The organism is Paenibacillus sp. FSL H7-0735 (assembly GCF_038008505.1).
Classification (GTDB): Bacteria; Bacillota; Bacilli; order Paenibacillales; family Paenibacillaceae; genus Paenibacillus_AQ; species Paenibacillus_AQ odorifer.
Window position 1 is genome coordinate 5,303,236 of the sequence record NZ_JBBOZH010000001.1, and the last position, 20,543, is coordinate 5,323,778.

The window sequence follows — 20,543 nt, forward strand, 5'->3', positions numbered from 1 at the left end:
CTTCATAAATTTTCTATTATATAAGAAAGGAAACAAAATAATGGTGAAATTCAATATACACAAACTTTTGTACGGCATATTCGTTATAGCCGCTATCTTGCTGATGTTCCCTAAATTTTCTTACAATGATCCCGATACCTTCTGGCATATAGAGCTAGGACAATATATGATCGAGCACGGACAAGTTCTACATCATGCCATACATACTTTTTACGGAAATAAGCTGCCCTACGTCCCTCATGAATTCGGATTCCAGCTGCTCGTTGCCCCGCTTTATGCAGCGTTTGGATGGCCGGGTGTGTATATTTTGACCGCTGTATGCTTGTTCTTTTTAGTGCTCGGATTGCTTCGGCTGGGTAAGGTTTCACGCAAAGAACTGGGACTTCCGGAAGACCATGTTCTCCTGCTCCCTTTTGTGCTGCTAATTTCTTGCTGGATTTATTATAATTATTTCAAAGGCCGTCCACAGATGATCTCTTCGTTTATGATTGTCTGGTTTTTCGTATATTTGCGTGAATATCAAATGAGTGCTCAAAAGAAATATGCCGCTGCGATGATTGCCCTTTCTATTGCCATTGCCAATTTCCATGCAGGAGTATGGCTTGTAATTGCTGTATTTACAGGGATGGCCTTGCTTGAATCATTGATCCAAAAAACGCTGAATGAGCGTAAAATTATAGTCTTCGGTCTCATCTGGTTAGTTGGCATTCTAAATCCAGGCGGCGTAAAAAGCCTCTTGTTTATTTTGACAGTAACGAAAAAGAACTTTAACCTGCTGATTAATGAATGGCAGCCGATTCGGTTCAATAGCTTGGATAATTTGCCCATTCTACTGTTGCTTTTGTTCTTTGCCTGCACACTTCCTTTTGCACTCCAGCGTAAACCGTTCCGTTTTTTTCTTATGCTTGGGATTCTATACCTCGGTGTATCAAACTTCAAGCAAAACCTGTTTATGTGGCTGTTCATTCCCTATTTTGCGGCTGTATTTTTTGATGCGCTTCCTGAGTTCACCAAAACAGGTATTCTAGTCCGACAAAGTACATTACGAGGGTTACTGGCAGTTGGTCTGCTGCTAAACATTGCTTATCTGTTCCTTGTACCACCAGTTATTGACGCTAAAAAATATCCTGTAGATGAAATGGACTATATTCTGCAGCATACACCTGAAGGTACACGTCCCAAAGTTCTCGCCCACTACGGTTCATCCGGCTATGTCATGTTCCGAGGGGGAGATGTGTTATGTGATGGCAGACAAGATCCCTTCGTGACAAAAGATTCTCTTGGCGTATTGGGTTGGACTGCTTTTGAACGCTCGATGCACGGATTCTCTGAATACCTTCCCGAGATCGTTAATTACGATCATCCCGATTATGTAATTACGAGCAAAAAGGTCTCATATAAGCTACTCAAGGAATGGACACAAAAATTCGGTCAGCCCGTATTTACAGGGACCTATGGCAGTGTCTTCTCGTTTATCCCAAAGTGATGATCCGGCTCGTTAATTCCTCACTCTGTAGAACGCAAAAAAAACGCTGACCTGAGGCAATCTAGCCAATAGTCACCGATCCGCAATTAAGTATTCTGATTAATAACATCCACATGGTAAGGATATACATAATTACGACAAATAAGAAAAATAAGTTAGTAAAATATCAAATCTAGCGTTGATGGTTCCGAAAATGTATAGTATTTTATGGAAGAAAGGTAATTTAAAAGAAGGGAGGAATTAAAAATGGACAAGATGTGTATGGAAATGATGATGAACATGTGTATGGATGATATGATGTCTAAGATGAACTGTATGAAGATGGGCATGGAAAAAATGTCTGAAATGGGCATGATGGATATGAACATGGATATGATGATGAAAAAAATGCAGGACTGCGATGAAATGATGACTATGTGTATGACAATGATGCGCGAAGGAATGCAAATGTCTAAGTAGCCTATAGACCATCGTAAGTTTGGCAGAGCAGACTAACTGCATGCCTTTTTTTATTTTCTTTTTTATCACAATGTGGGCTTAAATTATATCCTGATATATCTACTCTGAATCTTCTTCGATAGATTAATCCGTTCCTGCTTTAACTCCCAGATTTTCTCTTTCCACCGATACTGCTCTACTGGATCCACACTTTCTCTCAGCTTATTAAATAAATCCATTAATATTGCATTTATATCGTCGAATTGAATCCACAGCTCGTTCACACTTTGTTCTGTTGTCTCAGCATGAGAAGCCTTACTCAGCTTATTCAAACGGTCTATGATGTCAGCTTGCCACTGTCCATCGTTAATTGCTTTGGCGTAGTTTAGAAGATCCAGATAATCATCGACAGACATTTTCACCGACTCCTTATTCTGTGTATACCCAGTATTATACTCGGCATTATAGAAATTGCAATAGTCTATCAGCAGAAAAGGCATCTTCTCAGATGCCCCCGCAATGTTATTCCTAATCTGTTACTGGATTTTCCCGCCTTCAACAACAAGCTCATCGGTATATCCTTCACCGTAAATTTCATTTAAGGTTTCTTTATAGGCTTGATGGATAAATTGTTCTTTACCAAGGGTATCAAGTTCTGTATTAATCCAGTCCAATAATTCCTTATTCCCCTTTGCCACTGCTGGAGCAATTGTATCCTGACCCCCGAAAGCAGGAATGCTGACCGTAAATCCAGGATTTGATTTAGCCCAGGCAATGAGTTCTGTATTATCGTTAGCGATTGCCGCCCCCCGACCATCTTTAAGCGCTGCAAAAATCTCTGTGTACTGATCAAATTTGAGCAATTCAATATCCGGATATTCTTTGGTAAAATAGGTTTCCGCTGTCGTACCTTTAGCTACAATGAGCTTTTGCTTGTTCCCTTTTAATTGATCAATGGAAGTGATTGGAGCACTGTCTGGGGATACGACCCCAAAGGACAATTTCATGTACGGATTAGCAAAATCCACTTTTTCTTTTCTTTCCTCGGTGACCGTAAAGTTAGCCATAATGATATCAACCTTACCCGATTCAAGATAAGCCACGCGGCTGGCAGCATCAACTAATACAAATTCAACCTTCGATTCATCTCCTAGCAGATCCTTGGCAAAAGCTTGGCAATATACACATCAAACCCTTGGTTTTTACCCTCAGAGTCCACATAACCAAAAGGTGGTTTGTCTGCAAATACGCCGATCTTAATCTTCCCTTTCTTCTTTAGCTGTTCAATAGAAGTGAATTTAGAAGATGCTGAGTTTCCATTGTTATCCGAACTATTGCCACAAGCAGCCAATCCCATCAATAATATACTTACACTTACCAGCATCGTTAGCCATTTCAAACTTTTCTTCATCTCTCTTCCTCTCCTATTTCTATAATTTTTCGTACTGAAATATATCCAGAAAATGCTGGGCACGTTCTGTCGCAGGGTGGGTAAAAAATTGTTGCGGGGCAGCGATCTCACATATCTTGCCTTGATCCATAAACACGATCCGATCCCCAACCGATTTGCCAAACCCCATTTCATGAGTCACGATGATCATCGTTATTCCTTGCTGAGCAAGCCCTAAGATCACATCAAGCACTTCCCGAACCATTTCCGGATCCAAGGATGCCGTCACTTCATCAAATAACATAATCTCCGGATTCATACATAAAGCTCTTACTATAGCTATTCTCTGCTTTTGTCCACCGGATAGCTGCCGTGGATAGTCAAGTTTACGCTCAAGCAGCCCAACCCGCTCTAAGAGCTGTTCCGCTTGCTGCGTTGCTTCTTTGAGCTCTCTCTTTTGTACTTTCAGAGGACCTAAAAGAATGTTATCCATAACCGTCATATGCGGGAATAACTCATAATTTTGAAAGACCATTCCGATATGCTGCCTAACTTCACGCCAATCTACAGCAGCCCCCGCAAGGTTCTGCCCACGATATTGTATCGCCCCTTCCTGAACCGGCTCCAAACCGTTAAGACAACGCAGGAACGTACTTTTTCCACAACCAGAGGGACCGAGAATAACGATTACTTCTCCTTTTGCCACCTGCAATTCAATGCCGTCCAGAACCTTTCGCTCTCCAAAATATTTGTGTAATTGTGTAACCTCCAGCAGGAGTTCTCCGGAATCTGCCATTACAACCGTTCCTTCCTAAGCCTTAATTTTGCCATCTGCTTTCAACTTTTTTCGAAAGTCTGGATAACGGAAAACATACAGAAAAATATAATATAAAGATAAAGCCGTATACCCAGAAGGAAGCGGTGGGCGCTTTTATCACGCCGAGTTCAATAATCTGCTGCCCGATCTTTACCACCTCAATCACTCCAATCAGCACCACCAGTGATGTTGTCTTGATCATTCGTGTGGCAAGATTAATCATTCCCGGCAGCATTCTGCGTACAGCCTGCGGAATCAAAATATGCCGATAAAGTTGACTGCTGCTCAGACCTAGCGCCCTGGCAGATTCCACCTGATGTTTTGGCATAGATTGCAAAGCTCCACGAACAAGATCCCCAATCTCCGCAGCTCCCCATAAGCTGAACACCAATATAGAGGTAGCCTCCCCGCTGATATCGATATGAAGTAATGGAGAGAAACTGAAATGTACTACATACAGCCACACTAGAATCGGAATAATTCTAAAGGTCTCCAAATAAAGACGTAATATAAACCTTAAAGGCCTCGATCCCAGCGTCCGGAGCAATCCCATAAGGATACCTAATAACGTACCGATTCCAATAGAGAGGAATGAAATTTCAATCGTTACAAGTAAGCCCCCTAATAATCGTTCGAAATTAGAACCTTCAAAAAGCACCTCAATCCCCGAATTCTGCATATCTCACCTTCCTTTCCACCCAAGTCAATAAAAGCGATAAGGGCAGGACTAACACAAAATAGGCGAGTACCAGAAGGAGCAGAGACTCCGCTGTTTTGTAATGCATGCCGATCAAGTCTTTTGCCACATTCATCAAATCCATTAAAGCAATGGCACCTACAATAGAGGTCTCCTTCAGAAGAAAGATCGCATTTGCCCCTAAAGAAGGAATACTTATCGCAAAGGCTTGGGGAAAAATAACATATCTGACCAGCTGCAGCTTAGACAGTCCAATGCTCTGACCTGATTCAATCTGCGATTGGCTAACTGCCTCGAACCCACCACGAAAAGCCTCCGTCATATAGCTCCCGCCCAAAAATGTCATGCCTACAATCGCACAGGTCATCTCACTAAAGTGAATTCCGATCTTAGGTAAGCCATAGTAAAGAAAAAAGAGCTGCACAAGTAAAGGGGTGTTCCGTGAAAGCTCAATGTAGATCTTAATAACATCACTAACGATTTTGACTTTATAGTACAAGACGATACTGAACAGTAAGCCAATAAGGAGTGAGAAGACAATAGCTAACAACGCTAGCTTCACTGTCAGCCACATCGCCTCACTATAAAGCGGCAAACTCTCATAGATAAACTCCCAGTCTAAATTCATATCTGAGTAACCCGATCCCCTTTTCTTAATTTCTAATAATTATCAAAATCTTACATTAAACCTTACGTGTGGTGATATGATTTTATTCATACTATTCCAAGTAAATAACTATGTTTTAAAATTCTTGTATAGTAGTCCACAAAAAAAAGAAAACCGCTAAGAGATTAGTCTTAGCAGTTTCCTTTTTCTATAGGCTAAACCTTTCCACATTCTAACATCCCACTACCAATAGCCTCGGATGCCAGTCTGCAAGCGGATCAACGCTTCCAAATAATAATAATCTCCCCAAATCATATGACCATCAGGCACACGTCCACCTCTCACATGATAAGAACCATGCTCTAAAAGTCCCTCTGCTTCCGGATTTCCAGATGTCGCATAATGTTCCACTAGGGATTTCATGCTACGGTGTAAAGCAACTTCATAAATGGCCCGGTCCGGATCATCTACGCCTAGGTGATCGAGCAGTTCCAAAAGACCGGCCGCAGCAATCGCCGAAGCCGAGCTGTCGCGAGGGGTATCCGCTCCCACTGGCACATCGAAATCCCAATAAGCCACACTGTCCTCCGGTAGATGGCTGATAAAATAATCCGCTAGGCTCTTAGAGGTCTTAAGAAAATCCTCATTCTGCGTATAGCGATACGCCAGAGCAAAACCGTATATTCCCCAAGCTTGACCCCGTGTCCAGGTCGATCCGTCCTCATAACCTTGATGTGTTCCTCCACGAATTGCATTTCCGGTAGCCGGATCAAAATAAAAAGTATGGTAAGAGGAGGCATCCCCACGCACAAGAAATTTCCGGCTCTTAAACGCATGTTCGAGCGCTATTTCATAATAGCGCTTATCTCCTGTTTCCTCCGCTGCCCAGAACAATAGAGGTAAATTCATCAAGCAGTCAATAATAATACGTCCCGCATTCTCCGGGTCACTCTCCAGTCCCCAGGCCTGAAGAATCCCTGCTGGTTCACGCCAGCGCTTGCACAGCGTGTCCGCAGCTTGCAGGCCGACAGCTCGCGCCGCTTCGCTGCCCGTTATTTTCCACTCCGCTACTGCAGTCAGTGTATACAAGAAACCAATATCATGATGGTCCAGGGCAATGTGCTGATCCAGACGATGCTTGAAGTCCCCTAACCAAGAGGCTGCCGCCTCCTTATAGCATGAATCCTTACTATATTCATAAGCAAGCCACATCATCCCAACATAGAAACCCTCTATCCAGTCGTCGTTGTCTCCCCATTCGTACTGTTGCCCCTCAGCGATATGAGGCAGTTTGCCCGGATGGTTAGCAATATTGCTCCCAACTTTGTGAATCGCATCCTCAATAGCCTTATTCCACATCTTTGTTTCTCCCTTCCCTTAAATCAACAGTATGCAAAAGTGTATCGTTACTAGGTTCGTATACAGCAACCCTTCCGTCCGAGTGCCATTGAATAAGCGGTGGTGAAGCAAGACTTGCCTGGTTCTCCGGAGTATTCGTCGCTCCGAAGACAGCAGATATCAATACTTGATCTCCCGGTTCCAGTCTGGAGCACAAGCTCGGAAGAAGTGTCCGCGGCTTCAGCAGATTGGTATTCGGCTCGGGATGTACGCACTCTCCCCGATCAAAGCCGCTTAGCCTATGTATGGCACTGATTCCCCAGGGCAGCTGCACCGAAACAGCAGTGTTTGATACCTTAATGGTTTCCCGTTCACTGTGCGAGAAGCCAGCTGACTGGCCAATGGCAAATCCACCCTCCGCTACATCCAGCCGCCGGGCAGTATGAATGCTGTGAACACGAACATGCCATAGACCTGCCGGAATAATCCATGTCTCCACGTGTACATCACTCCAGGGATGCCAGCGGGAATATACATAGCTGTCTCCGATTTCCCAGGTCTCGCAGAATCTGCGTACCCGATAGTGTTCATCACATTCGCATAGTGCGAGTGTAGAATCGTAAGCGCCTTGAACCAACCCGTAACCCGCTTTCGGGACACTAAAGCCAAACAGAGTGGAATATGCAAATTTAGAATATTTGGCTGCGCTATGGGCCATATCAAAGTTAGCCATCTGGCCAGAGGTATAGGCAATAACATGCCGATTTGCTTCCGGGCGACTCACTAGCATACGCGCCTCTTGGAGAGCCCGTACCTCTTTCAAAATAGGCAGCGGCTCTTCCTCCGCCTGCCAAAAAGGATGATCATCTGGCAAGGCAAGAATAAGCATAGCTTTAAAGGCCCAATACGGAGATCCGGGGGCGTTGTAGCTCTCTGTCATGACTAGATTCGGATAAGCATATCCGATGCTAAGCAGTCCGTCTAATCCCATAATAGGTTGTTCAAACCACCAACGAAAATGACGCATAATGATTCCTTTAAGAACGCCATATGAAAAAGGAACCACTTCTGCATACACCAGCGCACTCCAGAAAGAAACCTGTGCAAAACGATAGGTCAGGCTACGACCAAAAGGAAGTGCACTTCCGTCCTCAGCGAACCAATAAATGAAATCCTCGGCAAATCGTGCGGATCTTTCCCGATAAACAGCAGCTCTCTGAGGATCATCATCCGCCATCAACTTAGCGTATATCAGCGTATAATAATGCATAGCAAAAGCAATATAATAATCCCTCTGATCGGTCAATCCATCGGAATACCAACCGTCACCAAGATAGTAATTATCGATCTTCGCTAGATAATCATCCATTATGCTCTGATCATAAGGCAATCCGACTTTCTTGAAGCCCACATTCACAAGAACCGTGAACATCAGCCAGTTATTCGGATTGGAACGATCCACATGATTAATCTGATTCAGCCAGTTATATACATTCATTTTCTGCGTGTCGCTCAGCGGCTCCCACATTTTATGTGGTGCAAGAGCAAGCCCCAATCCCAACACGGCCTGCTCTACCATACGCTGATCTTTGGTAGTAAATCGCCCCCAATATTCTTCATGCTCCGGGTCTGTCCCGTTGATGATCCCTTCCAGAAACATCGGCCAGAGTGCACTTTCCCCTCCACCGCTGGCATGGGGAACAAGACCCCATAAAGGACGGGCGAAAGCTTCCATAAGCGCTGTAGCTTCATTGTAAATCGATCCTGTAGCGCCCATATTAATTCCTGCACAGCCAGAAGTAAATCTGCTCTCCAGTGGAGTATATAGTTCATTTAGGAACATCTGTAATTCATTTTTAGTACCCTTTATTTCCACAGCAATGTTTCCTCCTGTCCACACTCAATGCCAAGCCGCATATTCACTAGGCCTCATGCCCATTTCCCGTTTAAACAGCTTGATGAAATAACTTTTGTTGGCATATCCCAGATACTCGGAGATCTCTTCCACTGTCTTTTCAGATTGGTTAAGCAGCTCCTTTGCCTTCTGAAGCTTTAGCATATTTACATATTCAATGAAGTTCTGGTTGGTTTCCCGTTTGAATAAGCGGCTGAAATAACTGGCATTTAAGTTAAGGCGGCCTGCCATGTCCTCCAGCGTTATTTTCTCCGTCACATGACTAATCACGAACTGCTGGGCTTTGATGACTTCACTCCGTTTAGACTTGATGGAGAACATACTTATTTTCCGCGCTAATTCCTCCAAGTACTGCACCAGCCATTGTTCCAAATGCTCCAGAGTTTCAATGTCACCAACCACGCTAAATAGCTTTTCTTCGGTTATAGGCAATGGAGATTGCAGAAGCTGTTTCGTCTTCATCTGCAAGTCCATCAGCAAGCGAAGCACACATTCCTTGACTTCATTCGGATGGAATTTTTGCGAGGCCACCCATTCCCTCCATTCCTTTACATGAACGCGAAGCTCCGTGTTCCTGTTCAAGGCAATATCATCATTGATAACAGCGTACAAGGTTCCATATTCAGCATAAATATCTTCTCCGGAAAAGCAGACTTCTTCAAAACGGTGAATTCCCGCCGCAGGGAGATAAAAGCGCTGTATTTTCTCCTTCAGCATCCGCTGCAATGTTCCGCGAATTTCCTCAGGACTGCGCGCCTCAGCGCCAAATAAGCAAGAGACAGAAAGTTTAAGATATTTCTGAACCGCAGAGGCTGCATTTTGAATGGAGTGATAGATTGCCTGGTGATCTTTGGAAGGCTGGTCGCTACAAAAGAGAATGACTATCTCCTTATGGCTGTATCTCGAAATAAACAGACTGTGATCAGCCTCAAGCACTTCCTGCATAATATTCTCAACCGCAAAAGAAATCGTATATTCACTCATCCGGCGCACCCTTGAAGCTTCCTCTGGACGGTCAATTACAATAACCAGCGGGATATAGTTTTTGGCATGGATCATAATTCCGTTTGATCGGGCCTGCTCGATCCAAGCCCCCTTGTCCCAGGATTGATACAAGGTATCTTTTAGAAACTTTTCCTTCAGCGCGGCGCGATTTTGAGACTGCTTTTGCTTATAAACCAGCATCTCCGTATGCTGCTGCCTATTCAGTCCCACTTCCGCCACAAGGGTTCTAATCGCTTGCTGTAACTGCTCAATATCCAGTGATTCCTTTAAAATATATTCTCCTACGTTTAATTTCAGCGCTTGCTGGGCGTATTTGAATTCGTTGTGGCAGGAGAGAATAATCGCACGGATTCCGGGCTGCACAGCTCTGAATAGCTCCAGCATCTCCAGCCCGTTCATCTTGGGCATGCCAATATCGGTAATAATGAGATCTGGTGGACTCTGCTGTGCTTTTTCCCAAGCCTCGAGACCGCTATAATAACATCCGGTGAGTTCAATACCGAGCTCGCTCCAAGGTACGGCCTGCGACAAATAACGGATAACCGGATAGTCATCATCCACCAATATTGCCGTCAGCATTCTCCACACCCACCTTTCCGTAATCCAAAGGAAACTCCAGACAAATCTCCGTGCCCACATCAGGTTCACTTTGAATATTCAGCTTAAAAGAAGCCCCATAAATCATACTGAGGCGTTGGGCCACATTGCGTAAACCTATGCCGGAGAACCCTTTTCTGTCCTCCTCTGTAATTTGTTCGCTGCTGTATGCGGTTTCACGAAGTCTTGTTAAAGTTTCCGGTGACATCCCGATCCCATTATCCTTAATGGTGATAACCAAGCTTCCCGTAGTTGCAACAATACGAGCTTCAATAAAAATCTCGCCACCAAACTGCTCGAAGCCATGGATGATGGCATTCTCGATCATGGGCTGAATCATAAATCGAGGCACCAGTGCTTCAGCGCTCCCGTCCGCTAAATTCATTTCCAGCCTGACCTGATTGGCATGGCGAAAATTCATTAAAGTGACATAATGCGATATCGTATCTGTCTCCTCACAAAGCGGGATAAACTCATTGTCCCTGTTAAAGGTCATACGGAGCAAAGACGACAGCGAACCAATCAACTCAGCATTCTCCCGATCGCCTTGCATCAGAATATTTAAGCGAATCGAATTCAGCAGATTAAACATAAAATGTGGATTGATCTGCGCTTGCAGCATCTCTAGTTCGGCTTTTCTTTTTCCCGTCTGTTCATAAGTGATTTGTTCAATCATAGACTCGATCCGATCTAGCATCTGGTCAATGGTGCGGGCGAGCTGTGCTGCCTCATTATTCCCTCGAATGAACGAACGTTCATCTAACTGACCACGACCTATTCGCTTTACAAAAGCGCTTAATTTTACGATAGGCTGAGTCAGCTTTGAGATTAGAACGGTTAAGAGAACGGAAAACAAAGTAAAGAAAAGAATCTGCACCGCCAGGCTGATAAATAAAATCTGCTTATTTTTTGACAAGGCTGCCTTCAGCGGGATAATGCTGACCATCCGCCATTTGTTGCTGCTCAGCTCCTGATCAACATATAAAAACTTTTCTCCGTCGATTTCCACAGTGTCAAGCTCGCCATCCTTTTTCAACCACGTCATCGTCTCTCCGATTCGGGCCTTATCAGCATGGGAAACTACAGTTCCCTTGTCATCCAAAAGCATCATCTCTTTATCATTATCGTTATTTAGATAAGGACGGAGCTTGCGCTCATTGATATTAATAATTAAATATCCGATGGTACTGCTAGAGGTCGATTGAATCGGCCTTGCAATGGTTACCCAATCAGCTGAGCCTTTATCAGAATAATTGTAGTAAGTATCGTGCTCCGCTCTCCAATAAGTCGAGATGGGTTGAATTTGTTTCAGCAACGATGTCCAATTCTTGTTGTAGAAATTACTCGGATTAAAGTCACTGTAAGGATAGCTGGTATAAATAAGACCATTTTTTCCGATTAACGTCACCTTCAAATATTCTGTTAAAACAAACATATCATCCAGCATCCGCGACATACGGTTATACTGAATGATCTGCTTTGGTGCACGGAGCGACTCTGAATCGGCAGACATCATCTGCCTGATCTCGCTGTTCTGGAGCACAAAGTTGGACTGTTCCAGTGTCTGTTCAAATATGGCATTCATATTGGCGCTGGCTGCATTTAAAGATTCTCTTGCGCTACCAACCGCTTTCTCCAGAATGAGATCCCGGGTCAAATAATCAGTAACCATGTAAATGCAGATCAGCGGGATCAGGACGCAGATCAGCGATGACCACACAAGTTTCTTACGGAGGGATAGATGCTTTCTAAACACGGATTACAGGCCCCACATCTGTTTGAATTTGGAGCAGGAGGCAGAAATGCTTTCCTGCCCCCACATTATAAGCCCCCTTTGAAAAGCGTACAATCAGCCTCCGCTTACTTTCCGCTATTGTTCTGAACAACTTCCGTTATTTTTTTATCGATATTGGCAACTGTGACATCCAGATCCTGTTGGCCTAGGAGATACATCTCCGCTTCTGGAATAACGTTGTTCTTAGCTTCATCCGCATATTTAGCCGGAACCTGCGTTGCACCAGGTGTCGAGTTCTCCATCGTATATTTCAGAGAATCGACGTCAATCTTAGAGGCATCCTTAGAACCACTCACAATTGTATCCACTAATTTGTTCGTATCCGATTTGGCCCAGCCAGAGAAAACGCGTCCACCGATTTCCAGTCCTTCTGAGGTATACCAGCGCACAAAGGTATAGGCAGCCTCCTTATGCTTGGATTTAGCGGCTATTCCCATGTAGGTCGGCTGTACGGGCGAGTAGTGTTTGCTCTCACTGTCAAGTCGGGGAATCGGCGCAAACGCGGTAACAAAGGTTGCCGGAATGGCATCCGTTCCACCCGATTCCGCAACCATCCAGTCGCCCATCGGAAGCATCGCTGCTAAACCGTTAAAATACTGATTCCGGTAGGCTAGTTTTTGCGAAATAATATCCTCATAAGGAGTGGCACTCTTATCTTCGTACATCATTTTCTTCATCATCTGCAGATTAGCCTTAAATTGCGGGTCAAGTGCATTGGAGGTTCCATCAGCTTTTAGAAAAGTATTATCCGTAGACTTGCTCATCAGCTGGAGCTGGAAATAATCCGGCCAATTATGCAGATATGCGCCAAAACGTTTCGTTGCGCCCTCACCCTTGGTCAATTTCTTGGCATACTCTTCGAAATCCGCCCATGTCCAGTCGGTCGGAACCGGAAGGCCCGCCTCATCTAACATTTCTTTGTTAAGGAGCACGAACCAGCGCTGCATGGAAGACGGTAATGCATAGATTTTGCCATTGACCGTAGTGTCCACCAGATATTCATCTGCGAGCTTATAACCTTCCTTCTGAATATAGTCATCCATCGGTTCCAACAAACCGATATCTGCACGCTGTGAATAGTTGGTATAAGGCAGTTCGACAATATCCAGCGGATCGCTCGCAGCCGCCATCAAATCCAGCTTCTGCATAGAGGCTACCGAATCACCTTTTTCATTCAGCAAATCTACTTCCACATGAATATCGGGATGCGTCTTCTCAAACTCCGCGATAATCGTGCTCCATTTCGCTTTGGCTTCTGTCTGCCAGGTGCTCAGCTTCAGGGTAACCTTCTCTGCTGCAGGCTCTGAATTCCCGCCAGCATCGGGTGCATTAGTCGCCCCTGCATTATTGGTTTTCGCATTTCCGCCGCAAGCGGCCAATGATAACGCCATCGATGTGATGATGAATGCAGATAATAATTTCTTTTTCATATAGACCCTCCTATAAATGTGTTGGGCATTACTCGCTTAATAACCAGCGACTATGTAACTGCTTACAAGAACATCCTAACATGCAGGATTGACGAGGAAAGTTCTCATATTCTACCGAAGAGAAACTATTTTGACTTTTATTATCCTTTCACACCTCCGAGGGCAATTCCCTCAATAACCTGCTTCTGTCCGAGTGCAAAAATGATGAGCAACGGCAGAATTGCAGATACCGCACCAGCCATCATGAGTGAATAGACATCCCCGTATTGATCCCCGAACAACCGGATCCCCAGCTGAATCGTAAACAACTCTTTAGATTTCAAAAAAATGAGTGGATATTGATAGTCGTTCCAGGTCCAAATAAAGCGCAAAATAGCATAAGTAGCTACAGCGGGACGGATCAGCGGAAAGGCAATCTGTAGAAAAGAGCGAAAATGCCCTGCTCCATCCATCCGCGCCGATTCAAGATACTCGTTGTTTACCCCCATAAAAAATTGCTTGAGCATAAACGCTCCAATAATACTAAAGCTGTTAATCAGGATCAATCCCAAATGTGTGTCAATTAAATTCAGCCAGTTAAACAGTAGAAACTGTGGAACCAACGAAGCCTGCGGAGGAACCATATAAAGTGCCAATACAACTATAAACATCGCATCCCTGCCCGGAAAACGCAGCTTGGAGAACCCATAAGCAGCAAGTGCGCATATCAGCACATTAATTATAGTCGTAGCCAGCGTAATATAAATGGAATTTCCATAATAGCGAGCGAAGTCACCCGACCATACCTGTTTATAATTTTCAATGAGGTTCCACTGCTGTGGCAACCATTGAATCGGAAAGTTAAACACATCTTTCTCCAGCTTAAAGGAAGTGGATAACATCCATAGGAACGGTAAAAGAAATGCGATACCTAGCAGTCCCATGGCGATGGTCCAGAAGGTTCTGGATAGAAGCTCTTTTTTCACTGTAATTTCTCCTTTCCGCCTTTAATAGTTGACCCATTTTTTTTGCGCCAACATCTGCAAGGCTGTAATAATCAGGCAAATAAGGAACAAAACGAGTGCCATGCTAGAGGCGTAACCTGTCTTCAGCTGATTGAAGGCTGTATCATATAACTCGTAGACGATAACGGTCGTGGAGTTAGCCGGTCCCCCCTGGGTCAGCACTTGTATCAGATCAAAGATTTTAAATGAACCGATAACCCCTGTTACCAGCAGGAAAAAGGTAGTGGGCGAAATGCAGGGAACCGTGATGTTGCGGAATTTGCGCCAGACGTTGGCACCATCGATATCAGCCGCTTCATAAAGATCCTTTGGAATACTCTGTAAACCTGCGATAAAAATAATAATGTTGTAACCGAGCTGAATCCAGACTTGAATCAGCATCAGCGACGGCAGAGCATAATGGATATCCGCTAACCATTTGGGTGGGTTGTTCCACCCCAGTGACATCAGGAATTGATTGACGGGTCCCAGCGAAGGGTGAAACATAACCTGCCAAACCATAGCGATGGCTACTACACTGGAGATATAAGGAAGGAAATAAATCACTTTAAACAAATCCTTCAGAAAAACCTGTTTATCAATCAGGATAGCCAGCAGCAGGGCAACGATGATCGTAACTGGTACTGTGATAATAAAAAGCAAATTGTTCAACAAGCTTTTCATAAAAGCATCATCATGAAACAGCCTGATGAAATTATCCACGCCCGCGAACTTAATGCCCCCTAACCCAGCCACAAAGTTCCAATCCGTGAAGCTTAACAGCAGTGAGCCCAGCACCGGGATCAACGTCAAGATGATCAGCCCAAGCATAAGCGGTGCAACGAATAGATATCCCGCCATCGCTTCGCGTGTGTCCATGTTAAGATGAAACCTTTTTTTGCGTATCATAGTTCTCCTCCTTTACTTATCCATAATTGTAGAAAAAGTAAGCAGTCATCATAAGAACTAGAATTGTTCATTTTGGAACGAATTTTACCGATCCAGCAGTTTTATATTCCTTTTGCACAACGTAAAAAAAGCGCGAGCTAAGCTCCCGCAGCAAACAAAATCCATATTGAGTTTTACATAAAGCAATCGCGTTATACCGGCGTAACCTCTACAGCGCCTTTTCCATCCCCGCCCGCACTATTCAGTTTTTTCCGAAAAATCATAAACAAAACCACACCCATCACACTCGTTATTACCTCAGTCACAGTCATCGACCAAATCACACCGTGCAGGCCAAAAATAGAATGTAATACGATAATCATCGGTATAAATAATACACCTTGGCTTATCGCCATAATAGTGGTGGGTGTGCCTTGCCCCGTTGCTTGAAAAATGCTCATAAATAATCCGGTAAATCCATTAAATAAAGCCGAAATCAGCATAGCTGCCAAAATATAAGTTCCCATGCTTAACACAGAAGGATCGCCTGAGAACCAATGAAGAATCGTTCCTCTAAACACATATACTAGACTCACAAAAACAACTGCAATGCTGCCTATATATGCAAAAGCGTATTTGATGCTGGATTTAAGTCTCTCCGTATTTTTACTAGCAAAGTTAAAAGCAAATAGCGGAATCAATCCCAAAAATAAACCCATCGATAAAAATTCTGGAATCTGCACAATTCTTAAAGCCACACCAAATCCGGCGACCACACTCTCCCCATATTGAATGGAATAGTTATTTAACAAAAGCGTGCTGACAATTAAAAAACTGGCTTGCAATAGCTCCGCTGTACCTATTTTATAAACCTCAAGCTGATCTCGTACAGATATCTTGAAATGCTTCAAAAATCCTCTTAAATGCTCACTTTTCGTTTCCAAAAAGTAAATATAATAAATGGCAGAGCCCAAATTTGCTAAAACCATAGCCAAAGCAGCTCCGGCAACATGCCAATTCAGCACGAGAATAAATAAAGGATCAAAAATCAAACTTAAAGCCGTACTGATAAAAATACCATACATTGATTCCTTCGAGGCCCCTTCCGAACGGACCAGTTGTTCCAAAGCAAAATTAAGCACAACAGCAAATCCGCCTGCAAAAAGAGTGAGCGCATAAGACTTCGTAAAGTCTAAGGTAGCAGCATCTGCACCAAGCATTCGCGTGATCGGATTAATAGCTAACCAAGCGATGAGCGCGATAAGAAGCCCCACTACAATACTCCCGTAAAAAGTATATCCGGCAACCTTTTTCCCTTTTTCCGTCTCTTTTTGCCCCGCCAAGCGGGTTATAAATGTTCCTCCGCCTACCCCCAATACATTTCCAAAAGCCATTAAAACGGTGAAAATAGGCAGGCCCAGCGTGATTGCGGTCAGCATACTTGTATTGTGCAATAAGCCGATGAAGTAAGCATTGATTACATTATAAATAGTACCCACAGACATCCCAATCATCATGGGAATCGATAAATGAGCGATCGCTTTTTTCATGGGCGCCGACTCTAAATAATATTGATTTGAGAACTCATTTGTCATAAGTGAACCTCCGAACGTTTATAAACTTGAACTAACTTTTTGAAGTAAAGACTTTAGGGTTGCAGTTTCTTCCGGACTAAGCGCCTTAGTAATGCTTGCTTCTACCTCAGAGAAAATCTCATTGAACTCTTCCACTAAAAGAGCACCTTTTTCCAATACAAAAATACTCTTTTGACGTTCATCATTTTCAGGAGTGACACGCTGGATATACCCTTTCTTCTCCAACCCCTGAAGCATACTGGTGATGCTCGCCCCCTTCCTGTTAAAGACCTCCGCTAAATCCTTCTGAATAACCCCTTCTGCTTGATTCTCAAAAATATAGCCGATCATGCGGCCTTGTTGTGAGTTCAGACCTAACTCATTTAACCTGGTGTCAGCTGTACCTTTTATTTTCATCCCAATCTCTCGTATTAAATTAGAAAATGGTGTGTCTACAACGGGTTTGTTCATTGTGATTTCCTCCTCTTGCGGATTAGTTAGAACTCTAAGTAACATCATTATCATAATAGTTAGAACTCTAACTGTCAAGGTTCTAACTAAATACAAAAAAACTCCTCTCCAGCACTTGTCGGCAGACAGGTACTGAAGAGGAGTTTATAGAGAGAATTACATTACTAGTTCTTCTAGGTTTCCGAATAAGACTTTTTTCGCTTTCAACTTGGAGGCATTGCCGACAACTGTGAAATAATTTTGTTCCGTCACAGCCTTAAGCAAATAGGCATACTGTCTGATGTCTTCCGGTGTGGTCGACAAGATTTCATCCCGTTCCTGCTGCAGCTCGGCCCCGGTTACCTGCTCAAAATAATGCCGGTCCGCCCGCCGTCCCTGAGCGCTTGGGCTCAGCGGCTGGTCCAGCATGGACAGGGTGCCGATAATTGCTTTGGTCATCTCGTCGGCATCCGCTTCATATCCTTCGGTGAATCGGTACGCCTGATCATAAACCTCCAGCGTCTCCTGCAAATTGGGATCACGGTAGGAAGTGAACATCAATATCCCATCTCTGCGCAGCATCAGGCTTCCGCCATAAGCTCCGCCCTTCACGCGCACGGCATTCCACAGATAGGTGAGGCTCATGATTTTTTTGAGCACCTGCATTTTGCCGGAATACGTAAATCCTAGCTTGTTGAAGTCGTAGCCTTTAACCACATATTGCACCTGGCTGGAAGACATAAAGCCTTCATTATCCGCATGCCCCTGCGCCGTAATCTTAGGTTTATTCACCACTGGCCGATCCTGAATATCCAGCTTCGCTACATTAGCGGCGAATTCTTCATACAAATCAGGGGTACCCGTCACGCTGATGATTAAATTCTGTTTATTGAATAAAACCGTGCAGATATCCTTCAGCGTGTCTGCCACCTCAGCTCCCTGCTGATCGATCTTCTCGGCAAGCTCACGGATAAAGCGGTAATAGGCCACGCCACCCTGTTGTTCCTGATACGCTCCCATGTCCGAAAAATAAGACATCAGGCGGCTGGCCGCGATTTCATTGCCTTTTTGGTTCAGAACCGATTCCATCTGCGAAGCTTCCCGGCGCACGATTTCCTGTAGCTTCGTCAGGTTATCGAGCGCGCTGGTATAGAGCAGCTCGCGCAGCAGATCCAGCGATTCACCAATATGCCCCGCCATCACCTTAACCTGCGCAGTGAATTTAGGCTGATAACTGGCTCCAGTATCTTTTGCAGCGCCAAAGATCTCATTTTTGAAATGAATGCCTCCGGTTTTGATCCCAATTTCACTAGTGAGCTCTTCAATGCTGTAAGAAGCTGTCTCCATTTGGCCCAATACCTCTGCCAGCAGCACAAGATAAGGAATTTGCTCAGGAGCCACAACACTCGTATCCCAATAAAACTTGCAGTACGCAATCTTTTGAGTAGATACGTTATGGTGGATCAGCTTTAGACCCTCAAGGTTATATTCATGGGATGGCACCTGAGGTTCAGCACTGCGGTTAATATCCTGTAGAGATAAACTTGGCAGCTTCTGCAAATCCTCGGCTGCATCTGCACGGCCTTGCCGCGCCAGAAGATGCTGTGTACTCTGCACAAGCTGCTCCAGCTGGTCTGGTTGCTGCGATGATTTGTATTCACTTAATTGACACTGGGTGCTCGCTTCCTTGTCGGCTGCAATCGTCTTGGACGGGTTCAGCACCACCAGACTGCAATGATCACTATTCAGTAAGTAGACCTCAATCAGCTTCTCAAAATAACGATCCGTTATTTTTTCCCGAATGGTAGTGAATACCTCTTCATAAAGCATAGGAGTAGACGGCTGACCGTCATAGAGCCAGGACTTCATCACTTCGATATTGTAAGTAAGTCCCTTTGGATATCGGCTAAAGTCCGCTTCCCGCAGTTCAAATTCCTTGCTGTTGACCGCCGCCAGCACCAGCTTCTCATCCAGCCCGTTCTTAACCAAGCTGCTTAATGTGGTCTTCACCAGCTCCACGAAGGCATCTTTGGCGGAGGCGTTCGAATGTGTCAGGGTAATGCCAAGCAGCGGCTGAACCATACTGTCGGAATAAAAAGCAAAGGCATCTTTACCTAGACCGCTTTCCAGCAGGGCTTGCTTAAGCGGAGCTGCATTGCTGTCCATCAGCATGCTTTTCAAAATATCAAAAGCCAGATTCAGTTCCCGATCCGTAGAGGTTCCAATTACATAGTTCAGACTCAAATATGTTTTGTCGTCGGCCGTTTCTGCTTCCAGAATCGGATAATCCGCTACCAGCTCCGTCATTCCGGTAGGCTGTTGTAGGGGAATGGTGGTATCAAAGCTGTTTTTTTCATAACGGCTAAGGTATTCCTGGTCTATAAATTGCAGCTTCTCTTCAATAGAGATGTCTCCGTACAGATAAAAATAACTGTTGGACGGGTGATAATAATTGCTGTGCGCCTTAAGGAATTGCTCATACGTAAGCGCAGGAATCTCCTGCGGATCTCCACCTGAAGAATGGCGGTAAATCGTGTCTGGATACAACGACTTTTTGATCCTGTCCATCAGCACTGTAAACGGCGAGGAATAGGAACCCTTCATCTCGTTGTAAACCACGCCTTTATAGATCAGCTCGTCTTCTGTTTGCTGAAGCTCGTAATGCCAGCCCTCTTGCTCAAAAATCTCCTTTTGCTTATAAATATTCGGCTGAAATACACTATCCAGGTAGACCTCCATCAGATTGGAGAAATCCTGCTCATTCCGGCTCGCCACCGGATACATCGTCTTATCCCCAAACGTAAATGCGTTCAGGAATGTCTGCATCGAGCCCTTTAGCAATTCTACAAAAGGTTCCTTCACCGGATATTTCTCCGAACCACATAATACAGAATGCTCCAAAATATGAAAGACCCCTGTACTATCTTCAGGAGGGGTCCTGAAGCTCACGCTGAATACCTTGTTGTCATCCTGATTCTGCACGAAAAGCAGCCTGGCGCCGCTCTTCAGATGTTCCATCGTGAATACGGCGGAATCGATCTCCCGGATAAATTCCTCATTAACGACCTGAAATCCATAATATATGTTGCCTGTGATCAAGCGGCTCATAGATTTGCCTCCTCTGCACTGGATG

General features: G+C 44.4%; 16 protein-coding genes and 1 pseudogene. 2 read left to right on the forward strand and 15 right to left on the reverse strand.

The window, feature by feature from the left end; genetic code table 11:
• The first annotated feature begins 40 nt into the window (after positions 1-40).
• A complete protein-coding gene (locus NSS82_RS24215) occupies positions 41-1,486 on the forward strand; it encodes a hypothetical protein (protein ID WP_076272183.1) in 1,446 nt (481 codons plus the stop codon).
• 246 nt (positions 1,487-1,732) lie between these two features.
• Positions 1,733-1,945 (forward strand): hypothetical protein, encoded by a 213-nt coding sequence (locus NSS82_RS24220; protein WP_038572647.1) that lies wholly within the window; start codon positions 1,733-1,735, stop codon positions 1,943-1,945.
• An 83-nt stretch (positions 1,946-2,028) separates the two neighbouring features.
• Here NSS82_RS24220 and NSS82_RS24225 read toward each other — a convergent pair whose 3' ends face one another.
• From NSS82_RS24225 to NSS82_RS24295, 15 genes and pseudogenes are all read right to left on the reverse strand, one after another.
• A complete protein-coding gene (locus tag NSS82_RS24225) occupies positions 2,029-2,340 on the reverse strand; it encodes a hypothetical protein (protein ID WP_036683223.1) in 312 nt (103 codons plus the stop codon).
• Positions 2,341-2,460: 120 nt separating this feature from the next.
• Positions 2,461-3,335: pseudogene (locus tag NSS82_RS24230) on the reverse strand (cysteine ABC transporter substrate-binding protein).
• 19 nt (positions 3,336-3,354) lie between these two features.
• The gene (locus tag NSS82_RS24235) at positions 3,355-4,110 is read right to left on the reverse strand and encodes an amino acid ABC transporter ATP-binding protein (RefSeq protein WP_076272184.1); all 756 of its coding nucleotides are present in this window, start codon (positions 4,108-4,110) and stop codon (positions 3,355-3,357) included.
• Positions 4,111-4,132: 22 nt separating this feature from the next.
• Complete coding sequence (locus NSS82_RS24240; protein ID WP_036683130.1) at positions 4,133-4,810, reverse strand: amino acid ABC transporter permease; 678 nt, start codon at positions 4,808-4,810, stop codon at positions 4,133-4,135.
• A complete protein-coding gene (locus NSS82_RS24245; RefSeq protein ID WP_076272185.1) occupies positions 4,791-5,456 on the reverse strand; it encodes an amino acid ABC transporter permease in 666 nt (221 codons plus the stop codon). The genes NSS82_RS24240 and NSS82_RS24245 overlap by 20 nt, the downstream gene beginning before the upstream one ends.
• A gap of 222 nt (positions 5,457-5,678) precedes the next feature.
• Entirely contained in the window at positions 5,679-6,794 is a 1,116-nt protein-coding gene (locus NSS82_RS24250; protein WP_076272186.1) for a glycoside hydrolase family 88 protein, read from the reverse strand.
• Complete coding sequence (locus NSS82_RS24255; RefSeq protein WP_256718382.1) at positions 6,784-8,649, reverse strand: DUF2264 domain-containing protein; 1,866 nt, start codon at positions 8,647-8,649, stop codon at positions 6,784-6,786. Before NSS82_RS24255 ends, NSS82_RS24250 begins: the two co-directional genes overlap by 11 nt.
• Positions 8,650-8,673: 24 nt before the next feature.
• Complete coding sequence (locus tag NSS82_RS24260; protein WP_036683135.1) at positions 8,674-10,272, reverse strand: response regulator transcription factor; 1,599 nt, start codon at positions 10,270-10,272, stop codon at positions 8,674-8,676.
• Positions 10,247-12,046 (reverse strand): cache domain-containing sensor histidine kinase, encoded by a 1,800-nt coding sequence (locus NSS82_RS24265; RefSeq protein ID WP_076272187.1) that lies wholly within the window; start codon positions 12,044-12,046, stop codon positions 10,247-10,249. The genes NSS82_RS24260 and NSS82_RS24265 overlap by 26 nt, the downstream gene beginning before the upstream one ends.
• Before the next feature lie 104 nt (positions 12,047-12,150).
• Positions 12,151-13,515, reverse strand: a complete 1,365-nt coding sequence (locus NSS82_RS24270) for an ABC transporter substrate-binding protein (protein WP_076272188.1) — start codon at positions 13,513-13,515, stop codon at positions 12,151-12,153.
• Between the two features lie 140 nt (positions 13,516-13,655).
• Complete coding sequence (locus NSS82_RS24275) at positions 13,656-14,438, reverse strand: carbohydrate ABC transporter permease (protein ID WP_052097522.1); 783 nt, start codon at positions 14,436-14,438, stop codon at positions 13,656-13,658.
• Positions 14,439-14,501: 63 nt separating this feature from the next.
• The gene (locus tag NSS82_RS24280) at positions 14,502-15,407 is read right to left on the reverse strand and encodes a carbohydrate ABC transporter permease (RefSeq protein ID WP_036683142.1); all 906 of its coding nucleotides are present in this window, start codon (positions 15,405-15,407) and stop codon (positions 14,502-14,504) included.
• Between the two features lie 191 nt (positions 15,408-15,598).
• Positions 15,599-16,981 carry an MATE family efflux transporter gene (locus NSS82_RS24285; RefSeq protein ID WP_076272189.1) on the reverse strand — a complete coding sequence of 461 codons (1,383 nt, stop codon included), beginning with the start codon at positions 16,979-16,981 and terminating at the stop codon, positions 15,599-15,601.
• A gap of 18 nt (positions 16,982-16,999) precedes the next feature.
• On the reverse strand, positions 17,000-17,431 hold the full coding sequence (locus NSS82_RS24290; protein ID WP_038572665.1) for a MarR family winged helix-turn-helix transcriptional regulator: 432 nt from the start codon (positions 17,429-17,431) through the stop codon (positions 17,000-17,002).
• A gap of 156 nt (positions 17,432-17,587) precedes the next feature.
• Complete coding sequence (locus tag NSS82_RS24295; RefSeq protein ID WP_076272190.1) at positions 17,588-20,518, reverse strand: insulinase family protein; 2,931 nt, start codon at positions 20,516-20,518, stop codon at positions 17,588-17,590.
• Positions 20,519-20,543: the final 25 nt, after the last annotated feature.